The sequence below is a fragment of the Paraburkholderia sp. J63 genome (assembly GCF_905220245.1).
Taxonomy (GTDB): Bacteria; Pseudomonadota; Gammaproteobacteria; order Burkholderiales; family Burkholderiaceae; genus Paraburkholderia.
On sequence record NZ_CAJMZF010000005.1, the window covers coordinates 196,801 to 220,190 of the forward strand.

Annotated in this window: 22 protein-coding genes and 1 pseudogene; 10 read left to right on the forward strand and 13 right to left on the reverse strand. The window is 67.1% G+C overall.

Annotated elements, in window-relative coordinates; translation table 11 throughout:
• Positions 1 to 251 precede the first annotated feature (251 nt).
• From rluB to U5775_RS08245, 4 genes are all read right to left on the reverse strand, one after another.
• Entirely contained in the window at positions 252 to 2,132 is a 1,881-nt protein-coding gene (rluB, locus tag U5775_RS08230; RefSeq protein WP_322057621.1) for a 23S rRNA pseudouridine(2605) synthase RluB, read from the reverse strand.
• Between the two features lie 74 nt (positions 2,133 to 2,206).
• Positions 2,207 to 3,232: an SMC-Scp complex subunit ScpB gene (scpB, locus tag U5775_RS08235; RefSeq protein ID WP_322057622.1), complete on the reverse strand. Its 1,026-nt coding sequence runs from the start codon at positions 3,230 to 3,232 to the stop codon at positions 2,207 to 2,209.
• 394 nt (positions 3,233 to 3,626) lie between these two features.
• Positions 3,627 to 4,862: a pyridoxal phosphate-dependent aminotransferase gene (locus U5775_RS08240; protein WP_322057623.1), complete on the reverse strand. Its 1,236-nt coding sequence runs from the start codon at positions 4,860 to 4,862 to the stop codon at positions 3,627 to 3,629.
• 118 nt (positions 4,863 to 4,980) lie between these two features.
• Positions 4,981 to 5,898: a LysR family transcriptional regulator gene (locus U5775_RS08245; protein WP_322057624.1), complete on the reverse strand. Its 918-nt coding sequence runs from the start codon at positions 5,896 to 5,898 to the stop codon at positions 4,981 to 4,983.
• Positions 5,899 to 6,336: 438 nt separating this feature from the next.
• Between U5775_RS08245 and U5775_RS08250 the strand changes: the two are divergent.
• A pseudogene (locus U5775_RS08250) lies at positions 6,337 to 6,732 on the forward strand (transposase); the annotation flags it as partial.
• 363 nt (positions 6,733 to 7,095) lie between these two features.
• Entirely contained in the window at positions 7,096 to 7,419 is a 324-nt protein-coding gene (locus tag U5775_RS08255) for a hypothetical protein (protein WP_322057625.1), read from the forward strand.
• A 205-nt stretch (positions 7,420 to 7,624) separates the two neighbouring features.
• On the opposite strand, the gene U5775_RS08260 is transcribed toward U5775_RS08255, so the two are convergent.
• A complete protein-coding gene (locus U5775_RS08260; RefSeq protein ID WP_322057626.1) occupies positions 7,625 to 7,948 on the reverse strand; it encodes a hypothetical protein in 324 nt (107 codons plus the stop codon).
• A gap of 255 nt (positions 7,949 to 8,203) precedes the next feature.
• On the opposite strand from U5775_RS08260, the gene U5775_RS08265 reads away from it, so the two are divergent.
• From U5775_RS08265 to U5775_RS08280, 4 genes are all read left to right on the forward strand, one after another.
• A complete protein-coding gene (locus U5775_RS08265; protein ID WP_322057627.1) occupies positions 8,204 to 8,902 on the forward strand; it encodes a YdcF family protein in 699 nt (232 codons plus the stop codon).
• A 228-nt stretch (positions 8,903 to 9,130) separates the two neighbouring features.
• Positions 9,131 to 9,379 carry a hypothetical protein gene (locus U5775_RS08270; protein ID WP_322057628.1) on the forward strand — a complete coding sequence of 83 codons (249 nt, stop codon included), beginning with the start codon at positions 9,131 to 9,133 and terminating at the stop codon, positions 9,377 to 9,379.
• A 286-nt stretch (positions 9,380 to 9,665) separates the two neighbouring features.
• A complete protein-coding gene (locus tag U5775_RS08275; protein WP_322057629.1) occupies positions 9,666 to 9,926 on the forward strand; it encodes a DNA-binding protein in 261 nt (86 codons plus the stop codon).
• Between the two features lie 361 nt (positions 9,927 to 10,287).
• Positions 10,288 to 11,574 carry an EAL domain-containing protein gene (locus U5775_RS08280; protein WP_322057630.1) on the forward strand — a complete coding sequence of 429 codons (1,287 nt, stop codon included), beginning with the start codon at positions 10,288 to 10,290 and terminating at the stop codon, positions 11,572 to 11,574.
• 53 nt (positions 11,575 to 11,627) lie between these two features.
• Here U5775_RS08280 and arfB read toward each other — a convergent pair whose 3' ends face one another.
• The gene (gene arfB, locus U5775_RS08285; RefSeq protein ID WP_322057631.1) at positions 11,628 to 12,032 is read right to left on the reverse strand and encodes an alternative ribosome rescue aminoacyl-tRNA hydrolase ArfB; all 405 of its coding nucleotides are present in this window, start codon (positions 12,030 to 12,032) and stop codon (positions 11,628 to 11,630) included.
• A gap of 261 nt (positions 12,033 to 12,293) precedes the next feature.
• Between arfB and U5775_RS08290 the strand changes: the two genes are divergently transcribed.
• The gene (locus U5775_RS08290) at positions 12,294 to 12,947 is read left to right on the forward strand and encodes a VC0807 family protein (RefSeq protein WP_322057632.1); all 654 of its coding nucleotides are present in this window, start codon (positions 12,294 to 12,296) and stop codon (positions 12,945 to 12,947) included.
• Between the two features lie 140 nt (positions 12,948 to 13,087).
• Positions 13,088 to 15,661: an FUSC family protein gene (locus U5775_RS08295; RefSeq protein WP_322057633.1), complete on the forward strand. Its 2,574-nt coding sequence runs from the start codon at positions 13,088 to 13,090 to the stop codon at positions 15,659 to 15,661.
• Positions 15,662 to 15,746: 85 nt separating this feature from the next.
• Here the strand turns inward: U5775_RS08295 and U5775_RS08300 are convergent, their stop codons facing one another.
• Together U5775_RS08300 and U5775_RS08305 are read right to left on the reverse strand one after the other, a co-directional pair.
• A complete protein-coding gene (locus U5775_RS08300) occupies positions 15,747 to 15,941 on the reverse strand; it encodes a hypothetical protein (RefSeq protein WP_322057634.1) in 195 nt (64 codons plus the stop codon).
• Positions 15,942 to 16,083: 142 nt separating this feature from the next.
• Positions 16,084 to 16,548, reverse strand: coding sequence for an Lrp/AsnC family transcriptional regulator (locus tag U5775_RS08305; RefSeq protein ID WP_322057635.1), 465 nt, complete (start codon positions 16,546 to 16,548; stop codon positions 16,084 to 16,086).
• A gap of 172 nt (positions 16,549 to 16,720) precedes the next feature.
• On the opposite strand from U5775_RS08305, the gene U5775_RS08310 reads away from it, so the two are divergent.
• A complete protein-coding gene (locus tag U5775_RS08310; RefSeq protein ID WP_322057705.1) occupies positions 16,721 to 17,338 on the forward strand; it encodes a cysteine dioxygenase family protein in 618 nt (205 codons plus the stop codon).
• 38 nt (positions 17,339 to 17,376) lie between these two features.
• On the opposite strand, the gene U5775_RS08315 is transcribed toward U5775_RS08310, so the two are convergent.
• From U5775_RS08315 to U5775_RS08335, 5 genes are all read right to left on the reverse strand, one after another.
• On the reverse strand, positions 17,377 to 19,950 hold the full coding sequence (locus tag U5775_RS08315) for a mechanosensitive ion channel family protein (protein ID WP_415913537.1): 2,574 nt from the start codon (positions 19,948 to 19,950) through the stop codon (positions 17,377 to 17,379).
• Positions 19,951 to 20,159: 209 nt separating this feature from the next.
• Positions 20,160 to 20,804, reverse strand: a complete 645-nt coding sequence (locus tag U5775_RS08320) for an NAD(P)-dependent oxidoreductase (protein WP_322057636.1) — start codon at positions 20,802 to 20,804, stop codon at positions 20,160 to 20,162.
• 130 nt (positions 20,805 to 20,934) lie between these two features.
• Entirely contained in the window at positions 20,935 to 21,402 is a 468-nt protein-coding gene (locus U5775_RS08325; RefSeq protein ID WP_322057637.1) for an Rrf2 family transcriptional regulator, read from the reverse strand.
• Between the two features lie 87 nt (positions 21,403 to 21,489).
• Positions 21,490 to 22,008 carry a hypothetical protein gene (locus U5775_RS08330; RefSeq protein WP_322057638.1) on the reverse strand — a complete coding sequence of 173 codons (519 nt, stop codon included), beginning with the start codon at positions 22,006 to 22,008 and terminating at the stop codon, positions 21,490 to 21,492.
• A 2-nt stretch (positions 22,009 to 22,010) separates the two neighbouring features.
• Positions 22,011 to 22,556, reverse strand: a complete 546-nt coding sequence (locus U5775_RS08335; protein ID WP_322057639.1) for a GNAT family N-acetyltransferase — start codon at positions 22,554 to 22,556, stop codon at positions 22,011 to 22,013.
• A 94-nt stretch (positions 22,557 to 22,650) separates the two neighbouring features.
• Here U5775_RS08335 and U5775_RS08340 point away from each other — a divergent pair, with 94 nt between their 5' ends.
• Entirely contained in the window at positions 22,651 to 23,232 is a 582-nt protein-coding gene (locus U5775_RS08340; RefSeq protein WP_322057640.1) for a DJ-1/PfpI family protein, read from the forward strand.
• Positions 23,233 to 23,390 lie beyond the last annotated feature (158 nt).

The window sequence follows — 23,390 nt, forward strand, 5'->3', positions numbered from 1 at the left end:
ATTGCACAAGGTGTTGATGCACGGGTTTGCGCGCCCGCTTAGCGTTTTCAACGGGCTTTCCGGCACGCGCCTGATTAACGGGAAAGAGGCGGCGAAAGAGGCGGGAAAAGCAGCGAGCGAGCGACATCCGCCGATCGCTGCTTGCGCACCCTCTCGTGGGATGCGTACCGAACGCATATGAAGCGCGCTTGCGCTACGCATCGGGCCGTCCCGCCGCCTCCAGTCAAGAGCGGGACAGCACCTGGCCGGTCTCAGTGACCGCGCGTGCGGTTGCGCGGCGTGCCGCGCTGGCCGCCGCCGGAGCGATTGCCGCCCGGCGTACGGTTGCCGTTCGCGTTGCCGGCGTTGGGGTTGTTGCCCGGCCCACGGCGATTGGCATTGGCGTTGTTGCCGCCTGCATTGCCACCCGCACGCTTGCCCGCGCTCGGTGCGCGGTTGCCGTCGACGTCGCGCGCACCGGTGCGGTTGTTGCCGCGATTGCTGCGATTGCCGCCTGCGCCGCCGCCAAAGCCACCCGCGCCGCCGCCGAAGTTGCCCATCGCGCTGCCGAAGCCGCCCTGCGCCGCACCGCGCCGGCCTTGACCTTGACCTTGCCCCTGACGGGACTGGCGCGGCTGGCCCATCGCACCGTGCGAGCTCAACACCGGCTCGCGGTTGATGAAGCCCATCGAGGTCTGCATCGGATCGGGCTGACGGCGCTCCTGCTCCTTGCCGCGGCCGCCCTTCTCCTCGGTCGGCGCCTTCAGGCCGACCGCCGCCATCAGGCTGCGCACCTGGTTGTCCTCGAGCTCTTCCCAGCGGCCGCGCTTGAGGCCCTTGGGCAGCGCGATCGGGCCGTGGCGCGTGCGGATCAGGCGGCTCACCATCAGGCCGACCGCCTCGAACATGCGGCGCACTTCGCGGTTGCGGCCTTCGGCCAGCGCGACGTGATACCAGTGATTCGTGCCCTCGCCGCCGCCGTCGCGGATGCGCAGGAAGTTCGCCGGGCCGTCGTCGAGCTCGATGCCCTTGAGCAGCTTCTGGCGATTGCCTTCCGTGAGCTCGCCCACCACGCGCACCGCGTACTCGCGCTCCACACTGTAGCGCGGGTGCATGAAACGGTTCGCGAGATCGCCCGAGGTCGTGAGCATCAGGAGACCTTCGGTGTTGAAGTCGAGACGGCCCACGGCCAGCCACTTCGCCGTCTTCATCGTCGGCAGACGGTCGAAGACCGACGGACGGCCTTCCGGATCGGCGTGGCTCACGATTTCGCCGGTCGGCTTGTGATAGAGCAGCACGCGCGGCGGCTTGTTCGCCAGCTTGCGCTTGATCGGCTTGCCGTTGATGCGGACCTGGTCGGTCGGCAGAATGCGCTGGCCGATGTGCGCGGGCTCGCCGTTCACGGACACGCGCCCCGCGATGATCAGCTCTTCCATGTCGCGGCGCGAGCCCATGCCGGCATCCGCCAGCACTTTGTGGAGCTTCGGCGCGTCGTCGTCGGGGCTCAGCACGCGCTTGGCCTGCTGGACGCGGCCACGGCGCAGCATCGGCGCACGCACGCCGCTGCCCGTGCCGTTATCGGCGTCGAAGGCCGGCGACGTCACGTACAGGAACAGATCGTCCTGGGTGTTCTCGGTCGCCGCGGCGGGCGTCTCGGCGCGGCCTTTGCCGCCCTTGGCACCACCGGCTCCCTTCGCGCCCTGCTTGCTCGCTTGCGCGGGCTTCGCCTGCCCTGCCGGGGCCGCTTCGCGGCGGCCTTTTTTCGCACCGGCGCTGGCACCGGCATTCGCACCTGTATTTGCACCGGCGTTCGCGCCCGCGCCCTTGCGCGGCGTGCGCACCTGCGCGACGACGACGCCGTCCGGCGGCGCCTCCGCCACCACGGGGGCGCCGGCCTCCGGCGCGGCGACGTCCGACGCGGACTCGGCCGCGCCTTCGCCGGCCTTGGCCTTCGCGCCCGCCCGGCGGCGCGCGATCAGGCTGCGCGGACCGCGGCGCAGGCCGCGGCGGGGACGGTCTTCGCCCCCGGCTTCGCCGGCAGGCAGGCCAGCGACGTCGCCCTGGTCGGCGCGCGTTTCGTCGTCACGCGCTGAAGACGCGCGACGCGCGGACTCGGACGCATCGTTCGAATCGGTGTCGTGGATATCAGTCAAAACAACCTCGAAATGTCAGGTTGCGCGCCCGCTCGCAATGGCTTGCGGAGGGCGCGTCAAAAGTGTGTGTTGCGTCAGACGCCGCGTCGAGCGGCTTCGTCGTCCGTCGTCGAGACGGGGTCGTCCTGCGCCGCGTCGTGGCGGCTCTGGTGTTCTTCTTCGGGCGCGCCGGCGGTGTGCCGGGCGGGCTCCATGTCCTGCGCATCGACGCGGGCGTCGTCTTCGTCTTGAAGATCCGCGTGGGCGGCGAACGCGTCGCCTTCTGCGTCGCTTTCCACACCGGGTTGCGCGCTACTTTCCACGTCGCTGCCTGGCGCGCCGTCCGTCACGTTCGCGGCCGCGCTGTCTGCTTCGTGCGCCGGCGTTTGCGCGTCGACGTGCGCCGCATCGTGAGCGTTCGCATCGGCCATGCCCGGTGTGTGCGCAAGCACTTCGGGCTCAACATCCGTATCGGCCGACGTCGCCCCGGATTCGCCAGGCGCCTGCGCTTCACTGCCTTCCGGCGCTTGCGCGGCGATCAGTTGCGCGACCTCGCTGTCCGGAAATTCAATCGCATGCTGAGCCAGCAATTGCTCGCCCAGCTGGTTCGACGGATCGTCGAGCGGCGGCAGCTCTTCGAGCGACTTCAAGCCGAGATCGTCCAGAAACTGGCGCGTCGTTGCGTAAAGCGCCGGCCGACCCGGCACGTCCCGGTGGCCGATCACCTCGATCCAGTTGCGGTCCTCGAGCTGCTTGACGACCTGCGTGTTCACCGTCACCCCGCGAATCTCTTCGATATCGCCGCGCGTGACCGGCTGCCGGTACGCGATGATCGCGAGCGTTTCGAGCACGGCGCGCGAATAACGCGGCGGCTTCTCGGGATGCAGGCGGTCGAGATAGGTGCGCATGGCCGGCTTGCTCTGAAAGCGCCAGCCGGACGCGAGGCCCACCAGTTCCACACCGCGCCCGGACCATTCGTGCCGCAGGTCTTCGAGCAGGTTGCGGACTGTGTCGGCCGAAATGTCGTCGGCAAACAGTTTGCGCAGATCGCCGATCTTCAGCGGCTCCTGCGTGCAGATCAATGCAGTCTCGAGGACGATTTTCGCCTCTTGGGTATTCATGCAGCCAGGTCAGACCCTAAGTAAGGTAAATCAGGTTCAAGGAACCGGATCAGACAGACGAAAGACGATATGGAACTGGAGACGCGCTCGCCCGATTCTGATCGGTCATATTGATGGGAGCACGCACCGGGGGGCCGTTATACAACACATGCACAGGCAAAGTGCCAGACCCAGCCGGACGGAGCAGCGAAATTCCCGCAGGGAATCGCGTGACTGAACGCCATCTTACGCAAAAACACCGGGGGCGTAAAGACGGCGTCAGGGCTGCTTTTGTCTGCTGGAATCCGCTTCGAAGCGGCTTCGAAGCGGATTGCGACGCCGCTTCGATGCCGACCTATGCCTCCCGCATGGCGCACACCGTGGCGCACGCGCCCGACGCGCCGCCGAGCCGCGCTCAGCGGCTCGCGAGATAGCGCGACAGACGCTCGACGCCGGCGTCGAGGCGCGCCGGATCGCACGCGTAGCACCAGCGCACGAAGCCCTCGCCTTGCGGTCCGAATGCGCTGCCCGGCGCGAGCCCGAGCCCCGCCTCGCGCACCAGCGCCTTGCAGAGTTCGAGGCTCTGTTGCGCGCCCTCGAGCCTGAAAAACAGGTACATCGCGCCGTGCGGGACTTTCACGTCGACGCCTGGCAGCTTCGCGAGCGCCGCCGCGAGATGGTCGCGCGAAGCGCGCAGATCGGCGACCAACGCACGCGTGAACGCCTCGCCCTGTTCGAGCGCGACGACGCCCGCCTGCTGCACGAACGAAGGCGCGCACGAGGTGTTGTATTCGACCAGCTTGCTGAGGTCGTCCATGAGCACGCGCGGCGCGACGATCCAGCCGAGCCGCCAGCCCGTCATGAGCCACGCTTTCGAGAAAGAGTTGACGCATATCAATCTTTCTTCGCGCGACGCCAGATCGAGGAACGACGGCGCCGTCCGCTCGCCCGCCTCGCCGTAATAGAGCCGCTCGTAGACCTCATCGGCGACGATCCAGATGCCGTGGCGGCGGCAGTGCTCCAGCACGACCCGCTGCTCCTCGCGCGTCATCACCCAGCCGGTCGGGTTGTTCGGCGAATTGATCATGAGCAGCTTCGTTTCGGGTGTGAGCGTCCCCAGGAGGCTGTCGAGATCGAGCGCCCAGCCCTGCTCGCCGTAGCCGAGCGAGACCGTCTCGACCGTCGCGCCGAGGATCTTCGGGATCTCGACGAGATTCGGCCAAAGCGGCGTCACGGCAACCACGCGGTCGCCCGCGCCGACGACGAGCTGCGCGGCCAGCATCAGCGCATTCACGCCGGCACTCGTGACCGCGACGTTCTCCATCGGCGTCGCGCCGTGCAACTCGCTCACATAGCGCGCGAGCGCCTCGCGCAGCGGCGCGATGCCGAGATTGTGCGTATAGAACGTCTCCCCGCGCGTGAGCGCCGCGGCGGCGGCTTCGCGGATGAACGCCGGCGTCACGCGATCGGATTCGCCGAACCAGAACGGCAGGACGTCGGCGACGCCGAAGCCCGCGTTCGCCACCTCGCGGATCTGCGACGAGCGCAACGCCCTCACCGCGTCGCGCGCCGCAACCGGGGCGGCGCCCGATGCGACAACCGTGGAATCAGGCGAAAAAGTGGCGGGCGAAGACAGGTCGAGATCGCGCATCAAGGCTTCCAGGAGGGTCGACAGGGAATTCGCGTTTGCGAAAGATCAACAGTGTAGCGCGCGGGGCGGCGTGGCAAAGGCCGTCCAATATGGCCCGCGCGAGGCCTGCGCGGCATTTTCACGCCCGCCATGCGCCGCGCATCTCTTCGGGGCCGGCGTCCAGTTGGCGGATCAGCGCCCACACGGCCTCGGCGGCCGGCGAGAGCGAGCGGTCGCGGCGGCGCACGAGCTCGACGGTGCGCTCGGCACGCGGCACGAGCGCACGCGCGAGCAGCGACGAGCCCGCCGGCACCGGCAGAGCGAAGCGCGGCAGCACGCTCACGCCCACCCCGGCCTCCACGAGGCCGAACGCCGTGGCCGGATGCCCGAGCTCCTGCACCACGCGCGCGTGCACGCCCTGCTCGCCGAGCACCGCGTCGATCAGCGGCCGGCTGCCCGAGGCGTGATCGAGCAGCACGAGCGCCTCGCCGTCGAGCGCCTTCCACGACACCTCCTCCTCGCGCGCGAGCGCATGGTCGTCGCGCACGACCACGCAGAACGAATCGGTGGTCAGCAGCTCGGTTTCCAGATCCTCGGCCGCAAACGGCCCGATGACCACGCCGAAATCCACCTCGCCCGAACGCACCTTGCGCAGCACGTCGCTCTGTACGTCGTCGCGCAGGCCGAGCGTCACATAGGGAAACTGACGCCCGCACGCGGCCACGACTTCGGGCATCAGCCGGCAAGCAACGGTCGGGCTCGCCGCCACGACGACGCGCCCGCGCCGCTGCTCGCCGATCTCGCGAATCTCGCGCAGCGCGTCGTCGAGATCGCCGATCAGGCGCGGAATGCTCGCGATCAGATTGGCGCCGACATCGGTCAGCTGAACCTCACGCGTGGTGCGATCGACGAGTTTCACGCCCATTTCCACTTCCAGCTCGCGCACGCAGCGGCTCACCGCGGACTGCGTGAGTCCGATCTCGTCGCCCGCCCGACTGAAGCTTTGCAGGCGCGCCACTTCGATGAAAACCCGCAACTGCCGCAACGTCACATTCATCGGCTTGCCTCATGAATTCTGCTATTTCATGCAATTTTATGACAGACGCCGACCACACAACAGCCATAAAAGTCCAGCCCCTGGCGCTCGCGATTGTTGCGCCGCAGTGCAGCAATACGGCGCAAACGCACGCCCGACGGGCTTCTTTGCACAAGATTGGTGATTGTCCCGATTTCCCGATGATGCGTTTTCGAGTCTCATACGGCCCTGGCAAGCACCCGCGCGGGCTTGACGCCACGCGGCTTCGAGACGAAAGCGTGCGAGCTGGCACGCTTCTCGCATTAAGGCACGTACAGGATCGCAGGACGGTCCGCTGCTTTTCGAGACTGGCCCGTCCAAACCGATTCCGCCTGGTACTCCGCCAGCCGGCCGGAAGTACATGAAGAGTGCGCAGCGCGGGGCAGCGCACCGGAGATAGCTTCGCTGAGGTGAAACATGATGCTGTTCGACGATTTGAGAGACAACGAATGGGCGCTGGTCGAGGCGTTGTTCTGTGCGGAACCCGCACGGAGCGAACGGCGCGGACGGCCTCGCGTCGAAGCGCGCGCCGTGGTCAATGCGGTGCTTTGGGTACTCTCGACGGGTGAAGGCTGGTCCAAGCTGCCGGGCCGCTACCCTTCGCCCCCGACCTGCCGCCGCCGCTTCGACGAGTGGCAAGCCGACGGCACGCTCGCCGAAATCGTGAAGCGCCTGGGCACGAGCGGCCGCGAAATTTCGCTGCGCGGACGCATCGGGGCAACGGCCACGAAGCCGCCGGCGCCGCCGAGCCGCGACCGTCTGCGCGGAGCCTTCTGGACCAATCCGGAGTCGTGGCGCGCGCCCGTCAAGATGGCCTGAGCCATCGGCACGAGGCCTGTACTTTTCGTTCTTTAGTTTTTTCTCGCCGGGCGCCGCACGCGCCCGGCATCCGACCTCCGCGGCACATGCCGCGCGATTCCACTGAGATCCGGCCAGATCTGCCGGCCCTCCTCATCCCGTTCCTGCGCTGCGCCTCAGCCGCCTCGCGCGATCGTCACTTGCCCAACCTTCACCGCCCCTTCGTGGCTGTCCTGTTCGGGAGCCAACTGAACGCCGCGACGCCGGGATCGGTGTGTACGAAACATCTATTTACCAATATTTACAGCGTGCTTTCGCGGCGGACATTAGCTTAGAGCCATGTCTACTAACGTCAACGACCCGCATTGACGGGAGGCCGCCATGAAATCCATGACTCTCCTCAACCGGGGCTTCATGGTTTCACTCTCCGCCCTGGCATTGCTTGCACTTCTCGCGCTTTCGGCCCCGCTCGTGTTGTCCTTGCTGACGCCCGACGCTACGGCCCAGCCGCCGCGCCCGGGCGCGCCGCACCTGTCCGTCGCGCGCACCGGTGCGCATCCGTGGGGGCTCGTCGACGACCATCGCGCCGCTGGCGCCGCGCAACCCGTGCCGCGCGGCGACCTGCGCAGTGATATCGTCGACAACGCGCGCCGTAGCGCACCGCCGCCACGCCCGGCGCGGCCTGAAGCGCCACGCAGCCGCTAACGAATGAACGGCGCGCAGGCGATCAGCAAGCGACAGGCGGCAAAAACGGAAAAGGGATTCGCGGCGAACAGGCCATCAACATCGTCGTGTCGATGAGGGGAACCACCGCGCCCGATGCGTGTCTACTCTTTGCCATCAAGCACAGCGTGGCAGCAGTAATTCCGGTAAGCCCGTATCTTTCGATACGGGCTTTTTTTTTGCGCGGCTATAACCCGGATTGACCGGCTTCGTCGGACGACTGCACGACGGCATCGGCCACATAGTCGGCGATGCGCTGGGCAGTCCAGTTGAGGGAACGTTCGTCGCGGGCGAGGCGCGCGAATTCGGCGCGCCCGCTGTCGGTCAGCACGGCGATATCGACCGGCGCGTGAAAGCCGGGCGCGGGAGCAACGGTGCGCTGCCTGACGGTGTCCATGAGCCCCAGGTCGCGCAGATATTGAAAGACTTCAGGGCGCCGAGCCCACGGGACCTGCCGATACTGCACCCGCCGCAACGCTTCGAGTACTGCTTCGTTGGAATACGTGGTCATCTCACTTCTTTCTTAAAATGCAGTCCTGCGGCCATCCCGCCTGCTGCGGCGCAATGCCGGCGAGGGCTGCAACGGCTGCGAGACGCGCGGCCAGGCGCCCTGCCGTTTCCCAGCGCCGTGGCAAGGACTGCAGGTTATTCGGGCCCCGAGAAAGTGCGGCGCACCGGCGCCTGACACGCATCATCCCGAAAACAATACGTTACCTCATTCAAATTGATTCTATTCGGATTATTTGCGCTATTTTTTGCGCTGTTCGTGCTGTGGCGAAACGCGCGCCGGCCCATCGCGGTCGCGGCAATCGTCTTTTTCTGGCTGCTCGCATCGGGGTGGCTCGCCAAACCGCTGGTCGATCTCGCGCAGCCCCGAACCTATCGCACTCCCTACGATCCGGCGACGACACCGGCTTCGGCGTTCGGCCCGCGCACGGCGATCATCATGCTCGGCGGGGGCACGAACATCGGCCCCGACGGCACGCTCGTGCCCAAGCATGACGTGTATGCCCGCATCGCGCTGACCGCGGCGCTGCAGGCGCGCTGCCTCGCGGCCGGCGGCGTGTGCAAGGTAATCGTGAGCGGCGGCAATCCGCAGCATCACGCGGCCAGCGAGGCCGACACCTACGCGCCATGGCTCGTGCGTGCAGGCATCGCGAAGCGCGACCTCGTGCTGGAGAACCGCAGCCTCACGACCTGGGAGAACGCCCGCAATGCCGCGCCGATCGTGCACGCCCAACGCGCCGACACGCTCTTCGTCGTAACCTCGGCTTATCACATGCCACGCGCGATGCTGGACTTCCATCGCTTCCGGATGGATCCGGTGCCGGCCGTGTCGGGGGTGCGCCGCGTGCGCACGGGTCTCTGGCCGCGCCTCGCCAATCTGCGCGATGCGGAAACGGCGTTGCACGAATTGATTGGGATTGCGCAGTTTTATGTGTATCGGATGCTCGGCTGGTTCTAGGCTGCTGAGTGAGGCAAGCGCGATGAACAAGCGTGACGCACAAACGTGACAAGCCGGACGATGACCAATGCGCGACACGATCGACGAGGATATGTAAAGATGTGTAACAAGCGCGCGCATGCCTGATGTGATGTCATCTGGAACGAGTATTTGATCGTTAGAATGGCATGCCAATCCTGCTTGGGCAGGCACCGGCTGGGTCCATAAACCGCTCCTTCGGAGGTAGTCATGAAAAAAGTGTCCCTCGCAGTCCTGATTTCGCTTTCCGCTCTGACGGGCGCTGCCTACGCGCAAACGGAAAATGGCGTCATGATGAGCACCGATCCCGCCAAGGCCGCCGACGTCGAGCAGCGTGCGCAGGATCTGCAGGCACGTCAGCAGGCAGCCGCCCAGGCGCCGGCCGAGATGCCCGCGACGCATCACAAGAAAGGCGGCCACTCGCATCACCACAAGGCGCCGGCCAAGGCTGCCGAGTAACGTTCCACCGGCCGCGCATGACGGCAGCGAAAGCGGCGGACGCGGCGTACATCCGCTCGTCGCCGCCTTCCCTGCCGCCTTCGCCGGGCCCGCGCAACGTTGTAGTGCTGCCGCGTTGCACCGCTGCACTACGTCGTGCCGAACGAGCCGATGCCGGTCCCCGGTATCGGCTTTTTTCTTGCTCCGTCCGCCAGCGCACCGGCAAGTCGCTTCGCACGGGGTATGCTAAAGTCGCGCACCCCGAATTCACCACCCGTTTGTGCGCGACGCGCGCGGAGAAACATCCATGAGCAACATCCAGCTCGACATCGAATGGACCGAAGCGGCATCCCGCAAGATCGAAAAGCTGATGCCGCGCGGCAAAAGCGGCGACGACGTCCTCGCGCTGCCCCCCATAGAATGCCTGCCGATGGAAGGCGACGTGCTGTTCCTCGGGCCGCAAGGCAAGCAGCAGCCGTTCATCGTGGCCGAACGCCAGTATCACCATGAAGGCGACGCCGACTGGACCATCATCCTGATCCTCGACGTGCCCGAAACGGCTCACTAACGCGATATCCCCCGACGACATATCGCGGCTCATCGCGCAGCAGCGGCTCGCCAGCCGGGCGCAGCCCATGCGTCCCGCGAGCCGCGCATCGATCCCGCCATGAAGTGCCGGCCGCCGTTCCCGCGCGGCCGTCTTGCGCGCCACGCCAGGCCCGCAAGCATCATTTGCCGATACTCCGTACACTGGCAGTAAAGCGTACTGCGCAGACCGCGCTTGCGCCCGTGCCTGTGCGTCATTGCCTGCCGTTCGTCCGCGTGCCGGTTCTTTCGCGCGCGAGTGCCGTCAAATCCGCATTCGCCTGACCGCCTGCAACCGGCCAGCGAATCCCATCAAGCGCCGCGGAGGTGCGCCCCCAAGCGCCATGTCGAACACGCAGGCATCGCTCGCCACACTGCTCACGCACCTCGAACCGCATGACGGAGGCTTTCGGGCGCGCTGGCGCGGGACGCTGCTCGAAAGCGCCTTCCAGCCGGTGCTTTCGATCACGCATCAGCGCGTGGTCGGCTACGAGGCGCTGCTGCGCGTCGCCGACGCCGCGCCCGGCGGCCTCGGTCCCGCCGCGCTGTTCGCGCGCGCGACGTCCGAAGCCGCGCGCGAACTCGACGAACTCGCGCGCTGCCTCCATCTGGCCAACTTCACCGCGCAGCACATCGCAACGGGCTGGCTGTTTCTGAACTCGCTGCCGCGCCCCACGCCCGGAGACTGGCCGACCCAGGCCGCCATCGACGGGCTGTGCCGCCACTTCGCCTTCCCGCACGAGCGCGTGGTGATCGAAGTGCTCGAGCAGCGCGCCGGCGACGAGCCCGCCTCGTTCCTGGCGGCCCGACCTCCGCCGGGCGCGCGCGACTTCCTCGTCGCGCTCGACGACTTCGGCGCGGGCTTTTCGAACTTCGACCGCGTCTGGCGCTACCGTCCCGACATCGTCAAGCTCGACCGCTCGCTCGTGCAGCGCGTGTCGAGCGGCGAGAGCCACATCTCGTTCATCGCCAATCTCGTCTCGATCCTCCACCATGCGGGCGCGATGGTGCTCGCGGAGGGCGTCGAGACCGAAGACGAGCTGATGGTGGTGATGGAGGCGGACGTCGATCTCGTGCAGGGCTTCTGGTTCGGCCAGCCGCATGCTTCGGTGCGCGAAGCGAGCGCCGACGCACCCGCGCTCGCGCAAACGATGTGGCGACGCTTTGCCGACTATCAGCGCCGCAGCCGGCTGCACGAGCGCGTCGATCTCGGCGAGGTCACGCGCGTCATGCTGCGCGGCGCGCGCGTACTGACCTCAGGCGGCACGCTCGAAGCCGCCGCGGCGGCGATCTTCGAAAGCGCCAACGCGCTGCGCGTTTTCGCGGCGAACGACCAGGGCGAACAACACGCGCCGTCGATCGCGGCGCCGGGCGTGGGGCCGCCGGCCCGGCTCGCGCCGTTCTATCCGGACACCAACAGCAACTGGTCGCGCCGCGAATACTTCCGGCGCGCGCTCGCCGCGCCCGGCCGCGTGACCGTGATGGGACCGCACTACTCGCTGCATGACGGCGCGCTGTGCTATACCGCCGCCATCGCGCTCGACTATGCGGGCGCAACGCATGTGCTGTGCGCCGATTTCCCGCCCGCGCTGGCCTTGCGCGAACCGCCACTGGGCGAGGCGCCGCCTTGAGCGTGTGGCGGCTCAATGCGTCGCGTCAGTCACACAGCAACGCAATGCGCCGCTCAGTCGATCACGCGCCGCCGCCCCGCTTTCACCTCGCTCTTGTGCGCCTTGCCGTCGAGGCGCCGCAGCTTCGATGCGCGCGTGGGCCGCGTCGCCACGCGCGCTTTTCTCGTCACGCTCACACTGTCGATGAGCGCTTCCAGACGCTCGAGCGCTGCAGCGCGGTTCTGCTCCTGGGTGCGGTATTCCTGCGACTTGATGACGACCACGCCCTCATGCGAGATGCGCCGGTCGGCGAGCGCGAGCAAGCGCATCTTGAGCACCTCGGGCAGCGACGACGCACGGATGTCGAAGCGCAAATGGATCGCGCTCGATACCTTGTTGACGTTCTGGCCGCCCGCGCCCTGAGCGCGAACGGCAACGAGCTCGACTTCATGCAACGGAACGGGTGTACGGGCAGTCATGGCAGGCGGGAATGCAACGGCGAAGCGGGCCCCGCAGGGCCCAAACCTCGCAGTGTCGCACACGGCGGCCCGCGGCGCGTGGCACGCAGCGCAAGGCGAAGCGACACGAACGCCATTGGCGCGCGTGGGCACGCGGCCCCATCCGCTGAGGCCCAGGCACGCGATATGCGCAGGCGCGTATCATCGATTATCGGAGGGTGATTTGCCGACGACCGGCCCCAGGCCCATACTTCATTCATCCATTTCTGGAGCGCGCCCCCCATGAAGCTGCGTCCAGCCTTTGTCGCCGAACTGGCAGTCAACCTGGTGCTGCCGTGGATCGCGTACCGGCTCGCCCAGCCTTACTGGGGCGAAGTCGGCGGCCTCATCGCCTCGGCCATTCCGCCGCTCGCCTGGAGCATCGTCGAACTCGTGCGCTTTCGGCGCGTCGACGCCCTTTCGGCGGTCATTCTGCTCGGCATCGTCCTCTCGCTCGCCGCGATGGCGTTCGGCGGCAGCACGCGCATGCTGCTGATGCGCGAGAGCTTCTCCTCGGGCGCGATCGGCACCGCGTTCCTGTTCTCGCTATTGGCGAAACGTCCGCTGGTGTTCTATCTGACGCGCGCCACGGTTGCGCGCGAAACGCGCGAGGGCGTCGCGCGGCTCGAACTCCTATGGACCGAGAACCGCAATTTCGTGACGGCGATGCGCCTCGTCACGCTCGTCTGGGGCATCGGGCTCGTCGCCGATGCCGCCTTGCGCACGTATCTCGCCGCCACCTGGCCGATCGAGCGCTTTCTGCTCGTCTCGCCGATCCTCGGCTACAGCGTGTTCGGCGCGCTGCTCGCGTGGACCTTCTGGTATCGCACGCGCATGCGCCGCATCCGCGGCACGCGCGGGCTGCTCGGCGACGCCTCCACGCTGGGCATGGACTGACCGTGGACTGAAGCGCCGCGCGCCCGCCGCGGCCTTACCATGCCTGGAATACAGAGACGGGCAGATCGCACCCGAAATCATTTAAACTCACCGCCACAGTCCGCGGCGCACCGTCCGCATCCGAACATCACCGGCAGTCGATGCGCTACTCCGTAGAAATCAGGAAGTTCCTTTATAGCCAATACTTCTACGGCGGCTTGCGCATCGCGGTCGGCATCTCGCTTCCGGCCATCCTGTGCCTGTTCGTCTTCGACAAGAGCGATCTGGGCTTCACCATCTCGACCGGCGCGCTCGGCGCCTGCGTGGTCGACATGCCGGGCCCGCTCAAGTACAAGCGCAACGAGATGCTCGCGTGCAGCGTGATCGGTTTTCTCTCCGCTTATGCCACGGGCCTCGCCACCTTCAGCCCGGTCGCGCTCTGGGCCGCCGTCGTGCCGCTCACCTTCGTGCTCTCGCTGATCGTCGTCTACGGCAACCGCTGGCCGCAGATCAGCTTCGCCACGCTGTTCATGATGGTGATGACGCTCGAGGACCATTTCACGCCGCACCAGGCGCTCGTCAATGCGCTGTGGATCCTGCTGGGCGGCCTCTGGTACACGGGCTGGTCGACGCTCGTGAGCCGTCTGATGGTCGACCGCATCGAGCAGCAGGCGATCGCCGAGAGCGTGTTCGCGTGCGCCGACTATCTGCTCGCGCGCGCGCAGTTCTTCGACCTCGATAACGATCTCGACGAGTGCTACCGCAACCTCGTCGCCAAACAGATCGCGGCGGTCGAGCGCCAGGACGCGGCGCGCGACATCGTGCTGCGCAATCTGCCCAAGTTCAGGAGCGGCAAGATCGATGCGCGCCGCGCGATGCACTTCAACCTGTTCATCAACACGGTCGATCTGCACGAGCTGTTCGTGGGCGCGCACACCGACTACCCGCTCGTGCGCAACACCTTCGGCGGCTCGGACCTGCTCGCGTTCTACCGCGACCTGATCCGCAAGGCCGCGGCCGATCTCGAGGACATCGGCCTCGCCGTGCTGCAAAACGAGGCGCCGCGCGCGCCCGTCAACGTGAAGGCCGAACTGCGCGCGATCGAGTACGAACTCGAACTGCTCAAGAAGCGCGATCTGCCGGCTGAAGACCCCGAGGCCTGGACGGCGATCTCGTCCTCGTTCCGCCGCATCTGGAGCGCGACGCGCCTGATCGACCGCATGCGCCGCAACCTCGCGAACGACGTGCCCACCACGGAGACGGAGCTGCGCATCGACGAGGCGCTCGAACGCTTCGTGACGAGCCGGCGCGTGCCCTTCCTGCAGATTTTTTCGAATCTCACGATGGCCTCGCCGAGCTTTCGCCACGCGCTGCGCGTGACGATCGCCGTGGCCGTGGGCTTCTGGCTCGGCCGTCTGCTGCCGCTCACGAACGCCTACTGGATCGTGATGACGAGCATCATCATTCTGAAGCCCGGCTACTCGCTCACGCGCCAGCGCAACGCGCAGCGTATCGTCGGCACGCTGATCGGCTGCGTGGCGAGCATCGCGCTGATCCTGCTCGTGAAGCAGCCGCTCGTCTTGCTCGTCTCGATGTTCGCGGCGATGGTGATGAGCTACAGCCTGCTGCTCTTCAACTACACGGCGAGCGTGGTGTTCACCTCGGCCTATGTGCTGCTGATGTTCCATCTGCTCGCACCGGGCAATATGCGCATCATCGGAGAGCGCGCGATCGACACCGTCGTCGGCTGCATGATCGCGATTGGCGCGAGCCATCTGTTCCCGTACTGGGAATACCGGCTGATGGGCAAGCTCGTGAACGACATGATCGCCGCGACACGCAGCTATCTGGAAGCGAGCTGGTGGTGGAGCGGACGCACGCGCAACGCGCAGCCCGCGTTCGCGCGGCCGGCACCCACCGAAGCGGCCGCGCGGGTGCCGGCGTTCGCGACGGCTTCGAGCGGCGCGCCCGTGGTGGAGGTACCGGTGGCGGAGGTGCCGGAGCACGCAGCATCTCGCGACATGGCGCAAGCCGCGAAAATCGCAGGGACCGCACAAGCCGCGCGCGCCGATGAACAAGCCGCTGAACTAGCCGACGTCGCGCTCGAAGCCGAAACACAGCCGCCAGCCGCGAGCGGCCAAACCGCGTCGACGGGTAGCGCCAAGGCGTCCGCTAAAGCCGGCCAGACAAATACGCAAGCCAGCGCCACACCATCGACATCGGCGGGCGCCGCGGTCCCCGCGCTCGCGCGCGACTTCCGCTACCGGCTTGCGCGCAAGAACGTGCACATCGCCTTCGCCAATCTCGGCCAGGCGTTCCAGCGCATGATGCTCGAACCGAAGTCGGCGCAAAAGTTCGTGCCCGAGCTCAACGACCTGCTCGTGCGCGGCCACGTGCTGGCCTCGCAGATCACGGCCACGGCGCCGCTGTTGCGCGATACGGCCAATGCGCCGCCGGGCGCGAGGCTCGATGCGCTCGAACGCGCGCTCAACTGCGTGCGCGAGAACCTGGTCGCCGCCGAGGCGGGCACGCCGATCCCCGACGATCAAACCGAGATCACGAAGCGCGAGACCCGCGAACTCGACACGATGGTGGTGGAGACGGAGCGCGCGCTCGGCCCCGCCAGCGAATTCGCGCAGGACGTAAAGCTGCTCGCGCATCACTGCAAGCAGATGCTCGCGGCGTCCTGGATCCTTCGCAGGGACGCGAGCGTGATCCGGCTTCCCGAAGAGTGAAAACGCGACGGCGGCCAGCTATGCCGCCGCCGTTTCTAGCCGCGCCGGCGCTCAGCGCGCCGGGCTGCGCATCGCCACGCTGACCTCACTGCGCCGCGGCGCTCGCTGCGCTGGCCGTTGCGCTCGCAGCGGCACTCGTGGCCTGTGCGCCGACGGTCTCGTCGTACTCGCGCTTGCTGCGCATCGCGTTGAAGAGCACGGTCCCGATCACGATGAGCACCACCACCACCATCATCACGGCAACGCCAAGGGTGGGGTTCTTCTTGCGCGGTTCGTTCATGGATCGTGCCTGTTCCGGAGATGAAAAGAGAAACGGGCATTCTACGCCGCAGCGCCTTGCAGACGGCTTGCGGGCAAAATTACGATGCGAATTTCCATGCGCATCCCGATGCATCTAGCCGCTGCCCGATGCCGGTAGCCGCTCAAACGCCGCGCACCGGCAACGCCGTCGAATACTTGATCTGCTCCATCGCAAAGCTGGAGCTCACGTCGAACAGCGGCACGGCGCGAATCAACTGCTTGTAGACGCGGTCGTAGTCGTCGATATCGGAGACCACCACGCGCAGCAGATAATCGGTCTCGCCGCTCATGCGATACGCCTCGACGATCTCGGGAATCTCCTGCACCGCGCGCGTGAAGGTCTGCGCCCACGCCTCGGTGTGCTGATTGGTGCGCACGGCGACGAACACCGTCGTGCCCACGCCGAGCTTCTTCGGATCGCACAGCGCCACCTGGGCGCGGATCACACCGGTTTCCTTGAGTCGCTGCACCCGCTTCCAGCACGGGGTCTGCGAAAGATTCACGCGCTGCGCCAGTTCCGCGACCGGCATGGTCGCGTCTTGCTGCAACAGCTCTACCAGCTTTCTATCGATGATATCCATTCTCATTCTCCCCGTCGTATAGAAATTTCTTCTATCTTACGCCGCAACGGGGAAAAAGAATGGAAACTCTTTCTCGGGGCCGAACGCTATAACTCTTTTGTTAGAACGACGACAAAAGAGACCCGCGATGAACGCCCCTTCCGAACCCCTGCTGCTTGAGGCCATTCGTGCCTCTGGCATGGCCGACGTGGCCGGCACGGCTCATGAGCATGCTGATGCCGTCGCGCGCTTGTGCGCCGCGCTCGATGCGGCCTTCGATGCGTTCCATACACAGGGCACGCTGGGCGCGTCCACCGATCCGTCGCGCTGCGGGGCCTTTGCGCGCGGTGTGCGCGCCGCGCTCGCCCAGGCGCTGGCCGACCCGGCACTCGTCACGGCCGCGCAGCGCAAAGGTAGTGTCGAGACGTATCGGCGCCATCTAATCGCGGCCGATCCGCATGGACGCTACGCGGTCGCCGCGCTAGTCTGGCAGCCGGGCCATGCGAGCCCGATTCACGCGCATCACACGTGGTGCGGCTATGCGGTGCTCGAAGGGACCTTGACCGAAACGCTCTATGCGTGGAACGAAGCGCGCCAGGGCGCCGACGCGGTACGCGCTCACCCGCGCGCGGCAGGCGCCATCAGCTTCGGTGGGCGCGGGCGCACGAACATTCATCGGCTCTCGAACGACAGCGCTGGAACGTGCGTTTCGCTGCACGTCTATGGGGTATCGGAAGCGCAAATCGCCACGCACGTGAACGACGTCGTGCCGCTCGTATCCGCCGAAGCCTGCGGGTCACCCATCCTCGCCCGATAACGGCAGAACCGAACGCCACTCCCAACGTCCTCCTGGTTTCAGTTGTGTCCGCCGGCCCCGCCTGCGGTTGGAATCTGCGGCGGCGCGCCCTCGGGCCCTGCCGTGGGCGGCGGCGCCGGACGCGGCTCGTGCGAGGCGTCGCGCGTGACGCCACCCGCGAGCGTGTCCGCGTGCGCACCACCGTGAGCGGGCCCGCCGTCCCCCTGCTCCTCCGCGCGCGCCTCGTCGCTCACTTCATCGTCGCCGCTGCGCGAGGACATATGCACCTGCATCTGCGGCACCGGCATCTCGATGCCGGCCTCGTCCATATGGCGCTTGAGCCGCGCATTGAACGCGCGCGCCACGCTCCACTGCTGCAGCGGACGCGTCTTGATCTGCCCTTTCACGACCATCCAGTTCGGCTCGAAGCGGTCGAGCCCCCAGACTTCGACCGGGCCCAGAATCTCGCGCCGGTAACGGAAATCGGCGACGAGCTCGGCGCCCGTCTCGCGAATGATGCGCGTGACCGTATCGAGATCGACCGAGAACGGCACGCGCACGTCGAACACCGCGAACGCGAAATCGCGCGAGAGGTTCTTCACGATCTTGATCTGCGAAAAAGGAATCGAGTGGATCGCGCCCTGCCCGTCGCGCAGCCGCACCGTGCGGATCGACAGATGCTCGACCGTGCCCGCATGGCCGTTGTCGAGATCGATCCAGTCGCCCACCGAGATCGTCTCTTCGATGATGATGAACAGGCCCGTGATGAGGTCGGTCACGAGCGACTGCGCGCCAAAGCCGATCGCGAGGCCGATCACGCCCGCGCCCGCAAGCAGCGGCGTCACGTTGATGCCGAGATTCGCGGCGGTGACGATGCCCGCAACCGTGAGGATCGTCACGAGCAGCGCATTGCGCACGAGCGGCAACATGGTCCGCGCCCGCGTGCTGGGCGCGCGGCCCTTGGTGCGCGGGCTGCCTGGATTGAGCGCTTCGAGGATCGCGGTGTCGAGCACGATCCACACGAGCCACGCGAGAAACACGGTCGCGAGAATCGCGAAGATCGCGTGAGCGATGCCGCGCGCGGCCACGCTCGCCTCGATGATCGCTGCGAGCGAGATGTCCCACAGACGCGCGCACGACTCGAAATACGCGAGCCACACGAACAGCACGAGCAGCGTGCCCACGAAGCGCAGGAGGCGGCGCAGGTAGGGCGAGCGGCGCCGCACCCGCATGGGGTCGGGCCGCGTGATGCGCATGATTACGGCCGAGAGGAAGAACGCGAGCACGAGCAAAAGCGCCGTGACGACGGAGATCTGCAGCACGTTCTCGTTGCTGCTCAGGCCGCCGAGCGTCGCGACGATCGACGCGGCGGCGAGCAGCAGCATCGGCAATTGCCAGAGCGAGGCGAGCACATCGAAGATTTCGGTGAGCGCCTTGTGGTCGTGGCGCAGGGTGTAGCTGCGGTTGCGAATCAGATGCGCGACCGGGCGCCGGAACGCGATCGCGAACACGGCCGTGAGCACGGCGGCGGTCATGTTCGCGAAGGTCGAGACCAGCGCCGCGAGACTCACGCCTAGCTGATGCGCGACTTCGAAATTGGTGGCGGCGTCGCCGAGCGCCGCGAGCACGCCGATCGCAAACAGCAGGCGGCGCGAGTCGCGAATCAGCACGTACACCGCCACGCGACGATGCCCCGCGCCGAACAGCGAGAACATGATCAGGCAGATCGCCGAAAACACCGCGCCCGCGACCATGGCGTAGGCGATGACGACGCCCACCGTGCGCCCGAGCGCCTGGGGCAGCGAGCGCTCGACCACGAACGCGCCGACGAACGCGACGGCCCATGGCGCCACGCGGTGCAATGCGAAGAAGACCAGTTCGAGCGTGGTGGGATTGGGCCGCAGCCCCGTCGCCATCGACAGGCGCCGCAACAGCCGGCGCTCGAGCCAGCGCAGCACGGCGGCGCACGCGCCCCAGCCGAGCAGCATCGCGAACGCGTCGAAGACGATGCGCCCCGGACTCTCGCCCTCGCCGCCCGATGCGAGCGCGTAAAGCTCCACGCCGGCCGCGCTGAAGCGGCCAGCCCAGTAATGGAGCGGACTGCGTCCGCGCCGCGCGTCAGACTCGACCGAAGCAAGACCCGAGGCAATCGCGCCAAGCAGGCCCGAGGTGGCCTCGGCGGCGCCGGAGGCCGGCGCGGGCGCGACATTCTGCGAGGCGCTGCGCAGCTTCTTGAGCTGGGAGACGAGCGCATTGCGCTGGCGATCGTTATCGAGCGTGGCGATCACGCTGTCGAGCGAACGTGTGAATTCGGCCTGGCTCGCCGCCGAGGGCGCGGAAGCCGCCTGCGCCGCCGAGGCGCCCGATGCCGCCGCCGGCGCACCCGTGATGAGGCTCTGCAACGCGGGCAGCACCGGCACGGGAGCAGCCGCGGGGCCGGCTGCGCGCGCGTTCACGGGCAGGCCCGCGGCGAGGCAAAGCGCAACCCATACGCATAGCACGAATGCGTGGCGCCACATCCCGCGCAGGCGATGCGTCGTGCCGGCGGCGCGTGGATACGGCCCGCCATTCGTCGCCAAGGACGCGAGGGCCGGTTGCGCGCCCGCATCGTCCTGTCCGGAGCGTGAAATCATGACGAAGGGGCAAGATCAGAACGCTTCAGTGTAGCCGCAGTCGGCGCGGGCACGCTCCGCGTGTGCTTAACAGAACACAAGCGTCATGCAGGCGTCATGCAAGCGGAATGGCGGCCCGGCGCGTTTCGTTGCGCGCCGGGCCGCCCGTTGCGGTCGGGGCATCGGACCGCTGCCCCGCCGCTTGCCCACTGATCGAGCCGCTGCGCCGTTCAATAAGCCACGGTTGCGATCTCGCGGATGAAACGGCCCTGCTCCAGCTCGTCGACGAACGCGACGGCATAGTCCTCGGCGGAAATACGGCTTTCTCCGCGCGCATCGACGATCAACGTATTGGCGCCCGTGCGGAACGTGCCGGTGCGCTCGCCCGGCGCGATCAGCGCGGCGGGCGCGAAGAAAGTCCAGTCCAGATCCGTCACCGCGCGGTATTGGTTGAACGCGAGCCGATGCGCGAGCGCGATCGGCTTGTAGGCATCGGGGAAGCCTTCGGTATCGACGAGTTGCACGCCCGGCGCGACTTCGAGCGAGCCGGCGCCGCCCACCACCACGAGGCGCTTGAGGCCTGCGGCACGCGTGCCTTCGATGAGCGCGCGCGTCGCCGTCTGGAGGTCGTCGAGTTCGCTCGCGGGCGGCGCGTAGGCGCTCGCGACCACGTCGTGGCCGCGCACCGCCGCTGCCACGTTCGCGGCGTCGAGCACATCGGCCTTCGCGGCCTGGACGTTGGGCGCCGCCGCGACGCGCTCGGGCTGACGCACCAGCGCGCTCACCTGATGGCCGCGCCGTGCCGCTTCCGCGGCAATGCGCGAGCCGATCATGCCGGTTGCACCAAACAAGGCGATCTTCAGTGACTTGCTCATATCCTTACTCCTGTACGAAACATTTATGTAACTATATTAGTTACAGTTAAGGGTCCAAAAAACGGGGCCATGCCCCGTCAGGTACTTATCTGCACTCGTCTACACCTGCGCAGCTTCAACTTCGTCGATCTCACGCGCGGCGCGGCGCCTTCGATACGCGCGCCCGTTCGAGCTTGCGTTCATTGCGCTGCATGTCCTCGACGACGTCAGCGAGCGTGCGTATGGCCAGCGACGCTTCCATCGCGCGCTGCGCATCGTCGATGATGCCGCGCAGCGACGCCTGGATGTGCCGCCCGACCATGCAGGCCGGATTGGGCTCCTCGCGATGCATGGCGAAGAGCTGCGCATCGTCAACCGCGCGGTAGATATCGAGCAGCGCGATCGTGCGCGGCTCGCGCGCCAGCAGCGCCCCGCCGCCCGCGCCCAGTTGCGACGCCGTGAGCCCCGCGTTGGCGAGCATCGTCAGGAGACGCCGGATCAGCGCGGGGTTCGTGTTCACGCTGCCCGCGATGATCTCCGAGGACAGCGGCACGCCCTCCTGCAACGCCAGCAGCGCGAGCACATGGACGGCAAACGCAAAACGGCTACTCGTATTCACAACACACCGGCCGCAGCGATCGCGGCGAGACAAAGTGTAACCATCATAATTACATTAATTCGGCCCGTCAACCGTGGGCGCGCGCGCTCATTGGTTCGACCCCGACGCCTCGCTGGACGCCGCAGCGCTGCTCGCCGCCCAGCGCTGCAACGAGCTGCCCGCCATCGACAAGCCCGTGCCGGTGGCCGCGGCCGCGTTGCCGAGCATCGCGTGGGCCGCGCTCGCCGCCGCTTGCCACTGCCCGCGCGCCTGCGAGGCCATGGCGTCGGCCGAAGCGCTCGCGCTCGCGGCAATCGACGCGCTGGCGCCCGGCTCCTGCGCTTGAGTCTGCGACGCAACTTGCGCCTGTGTCTGTGAGGCCGCCTGATCGAGCTTGCGCTGCGCCGCGTCGAGCTGCTGATTCACATAGCTGGCCGCCTTGTCCAGCGTCTGGGCCGCCTGCGCCGAGGCCTGGCTGGCCGCGAGCTGCGCGGCCTGTTGCGCGGCATCCGCGGACTTCTTGCTCAGATCGGAGACCGTCGCGTTCTGCTTGTCGCAGCCGGCGACAAACGCCACGCACAGCAGAACGGGCGCGATACCCAGCCGTTTCGAAACCTTCAAAGACATAGTCATCCTGAAAAAGACGCCGCCCCGAGCGGCTTGCAAAGATGAAAACGCGGCAATGATACGCTGCCGCGCCGCACGCGCTCTTCTGCGACGAGCGAAAAACCCGCGCGCTCGAACACGGGACGCGCGAGCGCGCTGGCGTCGGTGTCGAGCGTGCTCGCCCCGGCTTCGCGCGCAAGCGCCTCGAAGCGTGCGATGAGCGCGGCAGCGAGGCCGCGGCGCGTCCAGCCCGGCGCGACGTAGAGCATCTCCACGTGGTCGCGGGGAAAAAGCTGGCCAAATGCGACCGGCTCGCCCGCCCACTCGGCAACGAGCGTCACGCCTCGCGCGAGGCGGGCGTCGAACGCGTCGAGGTCGTCGGCCGCCGCGGCCCACGCCGCGCGCTGCCCGGCATCGTAGTGCGGCGCCGTCAGCGTCAGGATGGCGCCGCGAAAGAGCGAGGCGAGCGGCGCCGCATCGCGCTGCGCCATGTAAGCGCGCCACACGATGCGCGAGTCGTGCGGGCTGGAGGGACCGGCCATGCCGGCCTTCGCAAGATCGTCAATCATGCTGGAGTAGACTGCGTGAGCACCCGTTCCGTTCCACTGTCCCGGTAGCGCAACAGCCGCTCAACCCGCAGCACAACCCGCATGGAGCCAAGCGATGGCAGTCAAGAAGATCCTCTTTCTCACCGGCGACTTCGCCGAAGACTATGAAACGATGGTGCCATTTCAGGCGCTGCAGGCCGTGGGCCATCAGGTCGATGCCGTCTGCCCCGGCAAGAAAGCCGGCGAGCGCGTGAAGACCGCGATCCACGACTTCGAAGGCGACCAGACCTATACCGAAAAGCCGGGCCATCAGTTCACGCTGAACGCCAGCTTCGACGCGATCGATCCGCAGCACTACGATGCGCTCGCGATTGCGGGCGGCCGCGCCCCCGAGTATCTGCGCCTGAACCCGAAGGTGATCGAGCTCGTGCGGCACTTCGCGCTCGCGAACAAGCCGGTCGCCGCCATCTGCCATGCGGCGCAGTTGCTCGCAGCCGCCGAGGTCATTCGCGGCAAGCGCATTTCGGCCTACCCGGCCTGTGCGCCCGAAGTGCGGCTCGCCGGCGGCGAATATGCCGATATCGCGATCGACAGCGCCGTGACCGATGCGCCGTTCGTCACCGCGCCGGCCTGGCCCGCGCATCCCGAATGGCTGCGGCAATTCCTTGCGCTGCTCGGCACGCGCATCGAGCCCTGAAGCACCCGCCACGCGCCGCCGCCGTGCGCAGGCGGCGCGTTCGCCGGTCCAACGCGCGCGCATCTGACAATCTTTAACTCACTCACGCGAAGATTCGGACCACTCCGATGCCAGTCAAACCCTGCACTTCCGACAATATCGTTTTGATTGCTGGAATG